The organism is Aeromonas sp. MdU4, from assembly GCF_041929505.1.
Taxonomy (GTDB): domain Bacteria; phylum Pseudomonadota; class Gammaproteobacteria; order Enterobacterales; family Aeromonadaceae; genus Aeromonas.
The window spans coordinates 1-12368 of the sequence record NZ_JBHFMW010000035.1 but is presented as its reverse complement, the minus strand read 5'-3'; the positions used below and the strand labels follow the sequence as shown (position 1 = coordinate 12368).

At 57.4% G+C, this 12368-nt stretch carries 11 protein-coding genes and 2 pseudogenes; 9 read left to right on the top strand and 4 right to left on the bottom strand.

Going from position 1 to position 12368, the window contains the following annotated elements:
* The first annotated feature begins 43 nt into the window (after nucleotides 1-43).
* Complete coding sequence (locus ACE1BR_RS20650; protein ID WP_374873599.1) at nucleotides 44-952, top strand: LysR family transcriptional regulator; 909 nt, start codon at nucleotides 44-46, stop codon at nucleotides 950-952.
* Between the two features lie 53 nt (nucleotides 953-1005).
* Here ACE1BR_RS20650 and emrD read toward each other — a convergent pair whose 3' ends face one another.
* The 3 genes from emrD to ACE1BR_RS20635 all read right to left on the bottom strand — a co-directional run bounded on the left by emrD (nucleotide 1006) and on the right by ACE1BR_RS20635 (nucleotide 3753).
* Nucleotides 1006-2202, bottom strand: a complete 1197-nt coding sequence (gene emrD / locus ACE1BR_RS20645; RefSeq protein WP_374873597.1) for a multidrug efflux MFS transporter EmrD — start codon at nucleotides 2200-2202, stop codon at nucleotides 1006-1008.
* Nucleotides 2203-2465: 263 nt separating this feature from the next.
* Nucleotides 2466-3128: a glutathione S-transferase family protein gene (locus tag ACE1BR_RS20640; protein WP_374873593.1), complete on the bottom strand. Its 663-nt coding sequence runs from the start codon at nucleotides 3126-3128 to the stop codon at nucleotides 2466-2468.
* Between the two features lie 169 nt (nucleotides 3129-3297).
* Nucleotides 3298-3753 carry a hypothetical protein gene (locus tag ACE1BR_RS20635; protein WP_374873591.1) on the bottom strand — a complete coding sequence of 152 codons (456 nt, stop codon included), beginning with the start codon at nucleotides 3751-3753 and terminating at the stop codon, nucleotides 3298-3300.
* A gap of 199 nt (nucleotides 3754-3952) precedes the next feature.
* On the opposite strand from ACE1BR_RS20635, the gene suhB reads away from it, so the two are divergent.
* From suhB to pseC, 7 genes are all read left to right on the top strand, one after another.
* A complete protein-coding gene (suhB, locus tag ACE1BR_RS20630; RefSeq protein WP_374873589.1) occupies nucleotides 3953-4756 on the top strand; it encodes an inositol-1-monophosphatase in 804 nt (267 codons plus the stop codon).
* A gap of 323 nt (nucleotides 4757-5079) precedes the next feature.
* Nucleotides 5080-6012: a ZIP family metal transporter gene (locus ACE1BR_RS20625; RefSeq protein ID WP_374873587.1), complete on the top strand. Its 933-nt coding sequence runs from the start codon at nucleotides 5080-5082 to the stop codon at nucleotides 6010-6012.
* 171 nt (nucleotides 6013-6183) lie between these two features.
* The gene (mtnN, locus tag ACE1BR_RS20620; RefSeq protein ID WP_374873585.1) at nucleotides 6184-6876 is read left to right on the top strand and encodes a 5'-methylthioadenosine/S-adenosylhomocysteine nucleosidase; all 693 of its coding nucleotides are present in this window, start codon (nucleotides 6184-6186) and stop codon (nucleotides 6874-6876) included.
* On the top strand, nucleotides 6873-7835 hold the full coding sequence (locus tag ACE1BR_RS20615) for a cobalamin biosynthesis protein (protein WP_374873583.1): 963 nt from the start codon (nucleotides 6873-6875) through the stop codon (nucleotides 7833-7835). Before mtnN ends, ACE1BR_RS20615 begins: the two co-directional genes overlap by 4 nt.
* Nucleotides 7828-8646: a cobalamin-binding protein gene (locus ACE1BR_RS20610; protein WP_374873581.1), complete on the top strand. Its 819-nt coding sequence runs from the start codon at nucleotides 7828-7830 to the stop codon at nucleotides 8644-8646. The genes ACE1BR_RS20615 and ACE1BR_RS20610 overlap by 8 nt, the downstream gene beginning before the upstream one ends.
* Before the next feature lie 137 nt (nucleotides 8647-8783).
* Entirely contained in the window at nucleotides 8784-9788 is a 1005-nt protein-coding gene (gene pseB, locus ACE1BR_RS20605; protein WP_374873579.1) for a UDP-N-acetylglucosamine 4,6-dehydratase (inverting), read from the top strand.
* Entirely contained in the window at nucleotides 9785-10921 is a 1137-nt protein-coding gene (gene pseC, locus ACE1BR_RS20600; RefSeq protein ID WP_374873577.1) for a UDP-4-amino-4,6-dideoxy-N-acetyl-beta-L-altrosamine transaminase, read from the top strand. The genes pseB and pseC overlap by 4 nt, the downstream gene beginning before the upstream one ends.
* 80 nt (nucleotides 10922-11001) lie before the next feature.
* Here pseC and ACE1BR_RS20595 read toward each other — a convergent pair.
* Nucleotides 11002-12211, bottom strand: a pseudogene (locus ACE1BR_RS20595) (IS3 family transposase).
* Nucleotides 12212-12269: 58 nt separating this feature from the next.
* Here ACE1BR_RS20595 and ACE1BR_RS20590 point away from each other — a divergent pair.
* A pseudogene (locus ACE1BR_RS20590) lies at nucleotides 12270-12368 on the top strand (IS5/IS1182 family transposase); the annotation flags it as partial.

The following is a 12368-nucleotide window of genomic DNA, read 5'->3' as shown; positions in this document are numbered from 1 at the left end:
TTAATTTTAACCACCACCCCGCCTGACGCTTCGCAACACCGTCATGAACATCAAGCAGCTGCACTACTTTCACGAACTGGCCAAACATCAGCATTTTGCCAAGGCGGCCAAAGCCTGCCATATCACCCAACCCACCCTGTCAGCCAGCATCACGGCGCTGGAGAAAAACCTCGGCACCGATCTGGTGCTGCGCACCAGCCAGTTTGTCGCCCTGACCGAGGCGGGGGAGCTGGTGCGCCAGTATGCCGAGCGGATGCTGCTGGAGCAGGAGGCGCTCAAGCAGGAGCTGGCGCTGTTTCATGGCGAGCTCTCAGGCACCTTGCGCATCGGCATAGTGCCGCAATCCAATATCGACATCATGCCGTTGATCGCCCGCTGCAAGCAGCGCTACCCCGATATCGTCATCCGTCTGTCGGTGCTGAGCAACGAGGCCCTGCTGTCACAGCTGGCGCTGCATCAGTGCGATATCGGGCTGGGGTTTGATATCCCCTCCGGCGAGCCCGACAAACGCACCTTTCATGTCTATCCGCAGGGGCACAACCGGATGGCCGTGCTGATGCACCGCAGCGCAGCAACACCTATTCCCTCCGATATCCCCATGACCCTCGCCAACCTGCAACAACAGCCGCTGGTATTGCCGAGCCGTACCATGCAATTTCGCAACTATCTGGATCTTGCCGCCGAGCGGGCGGGGATCTCGCTCAACGTAGTGCTGGAAACCGACTCCCTGTTCCATCTGGTGAGTGCGGTGCGCCACCAGCTGGGCTGGGCCATCGTCAGTGCCGGGCTCGCCAGCTCCGCCAGCCAGCTCTCCGATCTCGTCTGCCAGCCCCTCGAGCCGTTCGATGCAGGAACCACCGTCTTTCTGACTCGCCAGCAGAGTATCACCCCCGCCATGCGAGCCTTTCTCGATCTGGTGGCGGAGGAAGCCTCCACCAACCAGCAACCATAACGACGAAGCCCGCCAAAAGGCGGGCTGCGTTTTTTGCAGGATAGACCACAGAGTTAGATGGCCATCTGCTCGTGGGGGGAACCGTGGTGGCGCAGCCAGACAAAGCTCAGCGCCACGATCAGCACCATCAGCGTCATGATGGCCCCCAGGGTCACTTGGCCAGTCATCGGAAAACCGGCGGCCAGCAAGGTCACCACACCCGCCCCCAGATTCTGCATACCGCCAAGAATGGCACCGGCAGTCCCCGCCTGGCCCGGGAAGGGCTCGATGGCACAGGACGTGGCGGTCGGATAGAGGATGCCGCTACCGATGAAGTAAACCGCGGCGCCACCTACCAGCGAGGCAGCACTCACCACGCCGAACAGCCCCGGCACCAGAATGATCAGAGAACCGAGCGCCAGGAAGACGATACCAAGTCGCATCAGCTTGCCCTGGCTCAGACGGAAACTCAGCTTGGCAGAGAGCCAGGCACCGAACAGATAGCCAGGCAGTGGCAACACAAACAGCACGCTCACGGTACGGGCACTGAGCTTGAGCACATCGCCCAGCAGCACCCCGGCCGCCGCTTCAAATACCGCCAGTCCCGCAAAGGTCGCCATCAGGCAGAGCAGGTTGCCCTGAAACTTGGAGTTGCCCAGCACATGGCGATAGGCAGCGCCCACGCGCAGCGGCTGGCGGGCAGCAGCAGGCAGGGTTTCACCAAACCAGGCCATGATCGCCAGGGTCGCTACGGCGCCAAAACCGAACAGGAACCAGTAACCGGCACGCCAGTTGAACAGCTCGGTCAACCAGCCACCCAGCACCGGCGCCAGCAGCGGGGAGAAGATCACCCCCATGCTCACCAGACTGTTGGCACGGTTGAGCTCGGCGCCGTTATAGCGATCGCGCATCACGGTACGGCTCATGGCACCACCGGAACCGGTCCCCAACCCTTGGACAAAGCTACCCACCAGCAGTGCGGTGAAGTGCGGAATGAGCTGGATGATCAGGGTCCCCACCAGAAACACCATCATGCCGACGATCAGCACCGGACGACGACCGATGCGATCCGACAGCGGTCCGTAGACAAACTGGGAGAGGCCATAGGGGATCAGGTAACAGGCCATCACCGCCTGCAACTGGCCCGAGGCCACATTGAAATCTCCCGCCATCATAGGAATGGAGGGAACATAAAGGGTCTGGGTCATCTGGCCCACAGCGACCATCAAAATGGTCAATAAAAACAACGGATAAAAACTGTGCCGATCCATATCAGTCCCAAAAAATCGAAAAAATGCGGCCACCCCTCCGGCTCAAAATGGTCCAGAGGAATCTGATCACAGAAGCTGTGATGCAATCAAAAAACAGTGTTGGAAACAGTAGGCGGGGAACCCGCCAAACCACCGCACAGGACGCTTGGTGGTATGTGGGCATCATAGTGATTCAGCTCACAAAAAACGAACGAATCTTTATAATCGGCTTGCCTTAGTTTTTCTAATATTACGGGGTTTTTCACCCCGTCAGTTGTTGATAATCAACGTGTTACCATCTGCTGTGCCTGCTTGATCAGCTCATCCGGCTGCTCCTTGCGCGGCGGTATGGTGATCCCTTTCTGGCAAGCGGGACGTGCTGCCAGCTGATCCATCCAACGCTGCAAATGAGGCAGTCCTTCGATGGAGATTCCGCTCCAGTCATAAATGCGCACCCAGGGCCAGGTAGCTATATCGGCGATGCTGTACTCATCCGCCAGATATTCATGGTGGGCCAGATGGCTGTCGAGCACCTCGAACAGACGGCGCCCCTCTTTCTGGTAACGTTCGATGGCCGCGGGGATCTTCTCGGGGAAGTAGCGGTAGAAGACATTGGCCTGCCCCATCATGGGGCCCACGCCACCCATCTGGAACATCAGCCACTGGATGGCCTGAGAGCGACGCTTGGGATCTGCAGGCAGCAACCGGCCTGCTTTCTCCGCCAGATAGATGAGGATGGCGCCCGACTCAAACACGGCGAAATCGTCATTGTCCCGATCGACGATCGCCGGAATGCGGCCATTGGGATTGATTGCCAGAAATTCGGGCTTCTTCTGCTCCAGCGCCGACAAATCGAGGGGGATGACCCGATAAGGCAACCCCAGCTCCTCGAGCGCAATCGCCACCTTGAAACCGTTGGGGGTCGCGGCAGTATAAAAGTCGATCATGATTCACTCCTTGTTGGTCATAGTCTGATGGCTCGGTGTGAGCAACATACAACACCACAGCCACCTCATCTTGCAACAAATGGCCGGTGCCCGACCATTAAAAAGCGGCGCACCGCGAACCTAAGAGGGAACGCGGTGCGCCGCTGGTGCGCTCAGACAAGAGTGAGTACTAGTTAAGCATGGCGACCGGCTTGCGCTGGCGCAGCAGGATCAGACGAGAGAGCAGCGGGAAATAGGACTCCAGCTTGCGCAGCAGCACCTGGCTGCAGGCGGGCTCGGCCAGATCAGACTCATCCAGCACGATACCATTGGAGACAAAATAGAAACGGGGGTCACGCACATCCGGCCCGCAGACCGTCAGCTCCTTGTCCCCCTTGCGGATCAGCAGAGGCAAGACCGGCAATCCAATCGCCTCGTCCTCCCCTCGGGTAAATCCGGCATCCTGCCAGGGAGTGTCGCTGTCGATCAACAGGATCGCCGCCTCCGTCTTGGCCGGTTGCCACTGGGCAAGAGGGGTCACGGCGATATGGGCAAAGTGATCACCATACTCGGGTGATGACCGCAAAATGGCCAGCAATCCCTCGCTGGCAGCTGATACGTTTTGACTCACTAATGACAAATTCATGGCTCATATCCCTATGCTCATGACAGCCTGTATCCGGCTGCTGGAATAAGACTAGCGCAGATCTGGTCTATATTGGAGCCGTCAAATCAAGCAATCTTAATCAATTGGTCGTAGAGGGATAACAGTTGCCATCGCATAAAATACTGGTATCATACCGCGTCCTTTTATCCCCCGTTCTTTAACATCCAGTGGTGAACCTATGCATCCGATGCTGAATATCGCCGTGCGCGCTGCGCGCAACGCCGGTCAAGTTGTAGTAAAAGCCTTCTCCCAGCCCGAGAACATTGAGGCTATCCAAAAAGGCAGCAATGACTTCGTGACCAACGTTGACCGTGAAGCCGAAGCGGCCATCATTCACACCATCAAAAAATCTTACCCGGAACACAGCATTGTTGCTGAAGAGTCTGGTGAGATTGCCGGTACCAATCCGGACTACCAATGGATCATTGACCCGCTGGATGGCACAACCAACCTTGTCAAAGGCATTCCGCACTTTGCCGTTTCCGTCGCCCTGCGCGTGAAAGGCAAAACCGAACAAGCCGTTGTTTACGATCCCATCCGTGACGAGCTGTTTACTGCTACCCGTGGTAGCGGCGCCCAGCTGAACGGCTACCGCATCCGTGTCGGCAAAGCCAAAGAGCTGGCAGGCACCGTGCTGGCAACCGGCTTCCCGTTCAAGCAGAAGCACCACATCGAGCCGTACCTGAAGATGTTCCAGAGCATGTTCATCGAATGTGCCGACATCCGTCGCTCCGGCTCTGCCGCGCTGGATCTGGCCTATGTGGCTGCCGGTCGCGTCGACGGTTTCTGGGAAATCGGCCTGAAGCCGTGGGACACCGCTGCCGGTGAACTGCTGGCCAAAGAAGCTGGCGCCATCGTCACCGATTTCGTAGGTGGTCACAACTACGAAAACTCCGGCAACATCGTGGTTGCCAACCCGCGCGTTCTGAAAGAGATGCTCGGCAAGATCCGTGAAGAGCTGCCGGAATCTCTGGCCAAATAAGCCAGCTTCCCAGCATTCACCAAAATAAAAAAACCGGCGCCAGCCGGTTTTTTTGTTTCTGTCATCCGAACATCAAGACAGACATCTGCACCCTGTTTAAAAGCATGGCGATGCATCCCCACTTGCCACTCAACACCCAGTTCAACCATTTTCAGACACACCCTCTCGCAGCCGGCCTTTGGCTACCGGTCAGACTCCCCATATTGCTTGGATAAACGTCTTCCCCGCCTTTCCGATAACCGCAATCGCCTTGCGGGCATGGACAAGGGGCTGCCAAGCCGATGTAATGCCTCCATCCACTTTGCACACCCCGAGGTCATGCCATGGACCATATCTCTGCCCTCCCCCCGTTATCCTGGGCACAGCAACTGCGCAGCCAGATGCAGAGCCGCCCACTCACTGCACTCGGCCTCTTTATCGCGCTGGTCGCGGTGTTGCTCATGTTGCTGCAGAGCCTGATCATGCTGGCGACCGGCGAAGTGACCAGCGGCGTGCGCTACGGCCTGATCGGGGGGGCCGCCGGCTTTGCCGCCACCGCCATCGGCGCCCTGCCCGCCCTGTTCCTGCGCTCGGTACCGCAAAAGGTGGAGGACACCATGCTGGGCTTTGCCGCCGGCATGATGCTGGCAGCCAGTGCCTTTTCCCTGCTGCTGCCTGGGCTGGAAGCCGCCGAAGGGATCACCGGCAACGGCTTTAGCGCCGCCGCCGTGGTGGTGGTCGGCATGACCCTCGGGGTACTGTTGATGCTGGGGCTGGATCAATTCACCCCGCACGAGCACGACAAGACCGGCCCCTGCGGCCCCGGCCACGAGCAGTGCTCCCGGGTCTGGTTGTTCGTCTTTGCTATCGCCCTGCACAACCTGCCAGAAGGGATGGCCATCGGGGTGAGCTTCTCGCAGGGGGATATGTCGGTGGGGCTGCCGCTTACCACCGCCATCGCACTGCAAGATATCCCTGAAGGACTGGCAGTGGCGCTGGCCATGTGCGCCGCCGGTTTTCGCCCCTCGGTGGCGGTGCTGGTTGCCATCGCAAGCGGTCTGCTCGAACCGGTTGGCGCCCTGCTCGGGGTCGGCCTCTCCAGCGGGATGGCCATCGCCTACCCGATAGGACTTGGACTCGCCGCCGGTGCCATGCTGTTTGTGGTCTCGCACGAGGTGATCCCGGAGACCCACCGCAACGGTCATCAGACCTATGCCACCCTTGGCCTGATGGCAGGCTTTGCCCTGATGATGACTCTGGATACCGCCCTCGGCTAAAAGCACCTCCCCCCTTCTTGCCCTTGCTTTGTAATCTCTAGCGGCGCTCCCATATGGAGCGCCGCATTTCATCTCCCCCTTTCGCTTGTGCCTCTCGGCGCCGACGCCATCTTTTGTTATGATCTACAGCAACTTAAATTCAGCCACACGGCTAGCAAGACGAGGTCAGCAATGAAAGTAGGTATTATCGGCGCCATGGAGCAAGAAGTAGCCCTGCTGCGCAGCCAGATGAGCAACCCCACCACCCTGCAACTGGGCGGCTGCGAGTTCTATCAGGGAATGCTGGCAGGCAAAGAGGTGATCCTGACCCGCTCCGGCATCGGTAAAGTCGCCGCCAGCGTGGCAACCAGCCTGTTGCTGGAAAAATTCGCCCCCGACTGCGTCATCAATACCGGCTCAGCGGGCGGCTTTGCCCAGGACCTGCACATCGGTGACGTGGTGATCGCCAGCGAGATGCGCTTCCACGATGTCGACGTGACCGCCTTTGGTTACGAAATGGGTCAGATGGCGCAGCAACCTGCCGCCTTCCCCTGCGACGAGAAGCTCATCGCGGTTGCTCAGGATTGCATCGCCGAGCAGGGCAAGCACCAGACCAGGGTCGGCCTTATCTGCACTGGCGATCAGTTCATGTGCAAACCGGACGCCATCGCCAAGGCTCGCGCCGACTTCCCGCAAATGCTGGCAGTCGAGATGGAAGGTGCCGCTATCGGTCAGGTGTGCCACATGTTCAAAGTGCCCTATCTGGTGGTACGCGCCATGTCCGACATCGCTGGCAAGGAACAGGTTGAATCCTTCGATGCCTTTATCGAGGTAGCGGGCAAGCACTCCGCCGAAGTGATCATCAAGATGCTCGGCAAGCTGTGATCGAGACCGGCTCGCTTGATTTGATGGCCGACGTCCTCCTCTCGACGACGGCGGTCATTCTGGTGGGGGCAGCCCTGCTGGAGGCGGTGATCCCGTGGCCATCCCATCTGCGGCTGTCGGCCATCACCCCCCTACTGACCCGGCTGGGTCACAAGGTGCACCGAGCCGATGGTACACCACGCCAGCAACTGCAAGCTGGCATGTTGGCAATGCTGGTGGTCTGGGTTCCCTGCGCAGCCGGACTCTGGTCGCTGCGCAATCTGGCCTTGAGCGAGCCGCTCTTCGATATGCTGTTCCTGCTGCTGATGCTCGAGTCGCGCCCGCTACGCGAGCTGGCGAGCACCATCAAAACGCTCGCCACGCAGGAGACTCTGCCGCTGGCCCGATTGCAGTCTGCCCCTTGGCTCAAGCGGGAGACCGGCAAACTCTCGGCCATGGGGCTCGCCAAGGCGGTGACTGAGAGCTGCGCCCTGCGTCTGGTCGGCCAGTGGGCGGGCCCGCTGCTGGGCTTTGCTCTCGCAGGCGTACAAGGCGCCCTGCTCTGGCGGCTGGTGCAACTGATGAACCAGAGCTGGAGTCGCAAAAATCCTGTCTTCGACCACTTTGGTCGCGCCGCCAGCGCCCTCTATCAGGGGCTCAATGCCCCCGTTATTTTGCTGCTGGGGTTGCCACTACTGGTAAGCCGCCTCAAGCAGGCAATACCGTTGTTGCGAAACGGTGTGCTCTGGCCCTATCCCGCAATGGGAATGCTACTCACGCTGCTCGCCGATAAGTGCCGGATCCGTCTTGGTGGCCCTCGCTACTATCAGGGGTCCCTCCAGCGCTGGCCAGTCATCGGCAGTGGTGATGAGCCAAATAACGAGACTTCACGCAAGGTGCTCAACATTTTGCAAGGGTGTGGCTGGGGTTGGCTGATGCTGGCGCTGATCATCACACTTATGGAGCAGCTGCATGGCTAAATGGCTACTGCTGCTGATCTGGCTCCCCTGTACTCTGCAGGCAGCACCACCGGCTCGGGTGATAAGTGTGATCCCCCATCTTACCGAACTGCTCTACGAGATCGGCGCCGGTGACAAACTGGTGGCTATCGACGATGCCTCTGACTATCCCGTCGAAGTGAAGACCAAGCCCAAAGTGGCGAATTATCGCAGCATTAATATCGAGGCACTGCTGGCACAAAAGCCTGATCTGATTTTGGGCTGGCGCTCGGCGCAGTCACGGATGCTGGCACCGCTGGAGCAACTCGGGATCCCGGTTTTCTACTCAGAGCCCACCAATTTTGCCTCGCTGGCTAGCGAAATGCGGGCGCTGGGCAAAGTGCTTGGCGTAGAGAAGAGCGCCAACGAGGCCGCCGATCGCTATCTGATACGCTTGCATGACCTGCAGCAGCGTTATGGCCAGCCAAGCGGCATCAAGGTGTTCTATCAACTCTGGAACCCACCACTCACCAGTGTCAGCGGCAATGCCTGGGCCGCTCAGGCCATCGAACTCTGCGGGGGGATCAACATCATGGCCAGCGCCAGAACGCCCTACCCTCAAGTGAACATAGAACAGGTCATCAGGGCCAACCCGGCACTCATCCTGGCCGGGAGTCAAGATCCTGACGCCCTGAGCCATTGGCAGCAGTGGCCAAGTCTTGATGCGGTAAAACAGCACCAACTGATGCTCGTCAACCCGGATGAGCTACTTCGTTTCACCCCGAGAGCGCTCAATGCGGTGGAGCAGGTATGCCGCGCCATAAAACGCCGAGAACAATCGGCCTCATCCTGACCATTTCAAATCAGCAGGGGCTGGTAATCCAGCTTTAAAACTGTTTTTATGAATGGATCACACTCTTTGCGCAAAAAGCTGGCGCTTTATTTGCTAGCATATGATTCATCTACTGTTTTTATGACGAGATGCCCACAATGTTCAACGATAAAACGCTACTGATCACAGGTGGCACCGGCTCGTTTGGCCAACGACTGGTCAAAACAGTACTGGAACGTTATAAACCGAAGCGGCTCATCATCTACTCTCGAGACGAACTGAAACAGTTCGAGATGCAGCAAGAATTCAATGACCCCTGCATGCGCTACTTCATTGGTGATGTAAGAGATGCCAATCGGCTCACCATGGCGATGCGTGGTGTGGATTATGTGGTGCATGCTGCGGCACTCAAACAAGTGCCAGCCGCTGAATACAATCCGATGGAGTGCATCAAAACCAATATCCATGGTGCCGAGAACGTCATCCAGGCAGCATTGCTCAATCAAGTCAAAAAGGTCATTGCCCTCTCTACCGACAAAGCCGCGAACCCAATCAACCTCTACGGCGCCACCAAGCTGGCATCAGACAAACTGTTCGTCGCGGCCAATAACATTGCCGGTCAAGATCCCACCCGCTTTGCCGTGGTCCGTTACGGCAACGTAGTCGGCTCCCGTGGCTCCGTTGTCCCCTTCTTCCAAAAGCTGATTGACCAGGGCGCAGATGCGTTACCTATCACCCATGAAGAGATGACTCGCTTCTGGATCACCTTGCAGCAAGGGGTAGATTTCGTGTTGGATAATTTCGGCCGCATGAAAGGGGGGGAGATTTTTGTTCCCAAATTGCCATCCGTCCGAATTACGGATCTCGCCAGTGCAATGGCACCGCATCTGCCACACAAGCTCATCGGTATCCGCCCGGGAGAAAAACTCCATGAAGTGATGTGTCCTGCCGATGACTCCTATCACACTTTCGAATTCGATGAGTTCTTTGTGATCGGCCCGACCATTAACTTCAATAATCGTAACAACGATTTTTCCAAGACGGCCGCGGGCGAGAAAGGGAAGATGGTGGAGCAAGGATTTGAATACAACTCCCGAAGCAACCCTGATTTTTTCACCATAGAACAACTGCAGAAAATGAATGAGAAAGGGGTGTCGGAATGATCCCGTATGGCCGTCAATCTATCAGCCAGGCAGATATCGATGCTGTAGTGGAAGTACTCAAATCCGATTTTTTGACCCAAGGGCCTGTGGTACCTCGATTCGAGCAAGCGGTTGCTGATTATTGTGGCGCGCAATTTGGGGTGGCGGTCAATTCGGGCACAGCAGCACTCCATATCGCCTGTCTGGCGCTAGGCGTCGGCCCAGGGGATTGGGTCTGGACATCCCCTATCAGCTTTGTGGCTTCCGCAAACTGTGCTCTCTATTGCGGTGCACAAGTCGATTTTGTCGATATTGAGCCAGATACCGGCAATATGTGTGCAGTAGAGTTGGAACGAAAACTGGTTATTGCGAAACGGGAAGGAAAGCTGCCCAAGGTAGTGATCCCGGTACACTTCGCGGGCCTACCCTGCGATATGCAGGAGCTCCATCGCCTGGGGCAAGAGTATGGCTTTCGCATCATCGAAGACGCCTGCCACGCCCTCGGTGCCCGCTATCACGGTGAACCCACCGGCAACGGCCGCTACAGCGACATCACCGTCTTCAGCTTTCATCCGGTAAAGATCATCACCACCGGCGAAGGGGGCATGGCGATGACCAACGACCCAGCACTTGCCAAGACCATGCGCCTGCTGCGCAGCCACGGCATCACCCGGGAACCGGAAGACTTTATCAACGAACCGGACGGCCCTTGGTACTACGAGCAGCAGATGCTGGGTTTCAACTACCGGATGACCGATATCCAGGCCGCGTTGGGGTTGAGCCAGATGGAGAATCTGGAGAACTGGATAGCCAAACGTGGCGAGATTGCCCGTCGTTACTTCGAAACATTGTCCCCTGAACGCTTGCCCCGTTATTTTAGTACTGAGCGGCGCAGTGCATTTCACCTGTATGTACACCATGTTACACCCGAACAGCGCCGCGACATTTTCCAGAAACTGCGTGAACATGGCATCGGTGCCAACGTGCACTATATGCCAATCTACAAGCAACCTTGGCATCAAACATGTCACGCCATACCACAATCTCATGCCGATCAGTTTTACGCTGGTGCAGTTACCCTCCCCCTTTTTCCTGGACTGATGAAACAACAACAAGGGGAACTTTTTAATCAAATTTTAACTGACCAAAGCTAAGTGTGGATAAAGGGACAGACAACCTAGAATGTGTCTAGTCCTGAAATAGGTTTACACATTCTCAACTAGCCTAACGTCACTCAGAACCCCCGATGTACCGCATCGGGGGTTTTGTATTTCAACGCCTGATGTGGTCGCTCCAGGTTGTAGATATCCACTGCTTCACGCACCATCTCCCGCGCTTGTGCCAGGTCCTGCGGGCTTTACTGCAGTAACTCTCCTTTCAAAATCCCGTTCACCCGCTCTGCTAACGCATTCTGGTAACAGTCATAGCCATCCGTCATCGAGCAGCGGACCCCATGCCGCTCATGCAGCGCCTGATACAAGCCCGAGCAATACTGCACGCCACGGTCCGAGTGATGGATAAGCTCTCCGTTACCATGTCGCTGTTTCAGCGCTTTCTTAAACGCCATCGCCACCGACTCGGCATGCATCCCTTCGTGCACGTGATGACCCACTATCTTGCGTGAGTAAGCATCCGTCACCAGGCTCAGGTACAGCGGGCCGCTCCTGGCTGGCAAATAGGTCATGTCGGCGACCCACACTTGCTCCGGTGCCTCCGCTCCGACCCGGCCTTGAGCAAGTTGGGATGACGGTAGAAACGGTGAAAACTGTGGGTGGTCTTGTGATACGCCCGCCGGGGCTGCACCAGCAGACGGTGCTCGGCCAATATCTGAAACAGCCTGTCCCGCCCTACCTTGAGTCTGCCATCATCCTGACCCTGAAGCAGATAATGCAGCTTGCGGGTACCCACCCGTGGCTGGCGCAGCCGAACCTTGCGCACAAAGCGCACCACCTGCAGTCCCTGTGCGTGACGCTGGTCGGCAACCCGATTGCGCTTGTAGTAAGCCTGACGGCTTATCCCCAGAAACTGGCAAGCCCTGACGATGGTCAGCCTCTGGACTTGCCGCTGCGAGAGGACTTGCCGGGTCGCTTTTTTACGCTGGAGACGCCGTAGTCGTTTTTGAGTACATCGACGACGGCCTCAAAGAACTCGACCTTCTGGCTCATCAGGGCCAGCGGCTGCTCGAGCTCTTTGATACGCTGTTCAGGCGTCTGGTTGTCGGGGTCAGGCATGGTGATACTCCTGCTGGCTCGTACAGAAGCCCCCTGGCTCCAATCTTACCGACCATGTTTACGCAACCATACCAGAATGGTCGAGTTGCCCTGAATGCCATAACGAGCCTGAGCCTGTTTGTAGGTGAGCTCGCCTTTTTCAATCTACTCGACCAGCGTCAATTTAAAAGTCAGCGAGTAATCGCGCTGTGTCCGTTTCACACCTTGTCCCATCGGGCTCTCCATTTATTGGGGGAAAAGGTGTAAACCATATTCAGGACGGGACACTCACAAGAACGCTGGGCTATGGGAAAAGGGGCACCCAAGAAATGAGGCCGTGCTGGTGATGCGCAAGGAAGGGCTGGCGCACAGGAAGAAGATATCGGGGTAT

Bases quoted from the DNA above. Each gene is read 5' to 3' on its own strand.
- pseB (WP_374873579.1), top strand. From the start codon at position 8,784: ATGTTCAACGATAAAACGCTACTGATCACAGGTGGCACCGGCTCGTTT.
- ACE1BR_RS20635 (WP_374873591.1), bottom strand. From the start codon at position 3,753: ATGAATTTGTCATTAGTGAGTCAAAACGTATCAGCTGCCAGCGAGGGA.
- suhB (WP_374873589.1), top strand. From the start codon at position 3,953: ATGCATCCGATGCTGAATATCGCCGTGCGCGCTGCGCGCAACGCCGGT.
- pseC (WP_374873577.1), top strand. From the start codon at position 9,785: ATGATCCCGTATGGCCGTCAATCTATCAGCCAGGCAGATATCGATGCT.
- mtnN (WP_374873585.1), top strand. From the start codon at position 6,184: ATGAAAGTAGGTATTATCGGCGCCATGGAGCAAGAAGTAGCCCTGCTG.
- ACE1BR_RS20625 (WP_374873587.1), top strand. From the start codon at position 5,080: ATGGACCATATCTCTGCCCTCCCCCCGTTATCCTGGGCACAGCAACTG.
- ACE1BR_RS20650 (WP_374873599.1), top strand. From the start codon at position 44: ATGAACATCAAGCAGCTGCACTACTTTCACGAACTGGCCAAACATCAG.
- ACE1BR_RS20640 (WP_374873593.1), bottom strand. From the start codon at position 3,128: ATGATCGACTTTTATACTGCCGCGACCCCCAACGGTTTCAAGGTGGCG.
- emrD (WP_374873597.1), bottom strand. From the start codon at position 2,202: ATGGATCGGCACAGTTTTTATCCGTTGTTTTTATTGACCATTTTGATG.
- ACE1BR_RS20610 (WP_374873581.1), top strand. From the start codon at position 7,828: ATGGCTAAATGGCTACTGCTGCTGATCTGGCTCCCCTGTACTCTGCAG.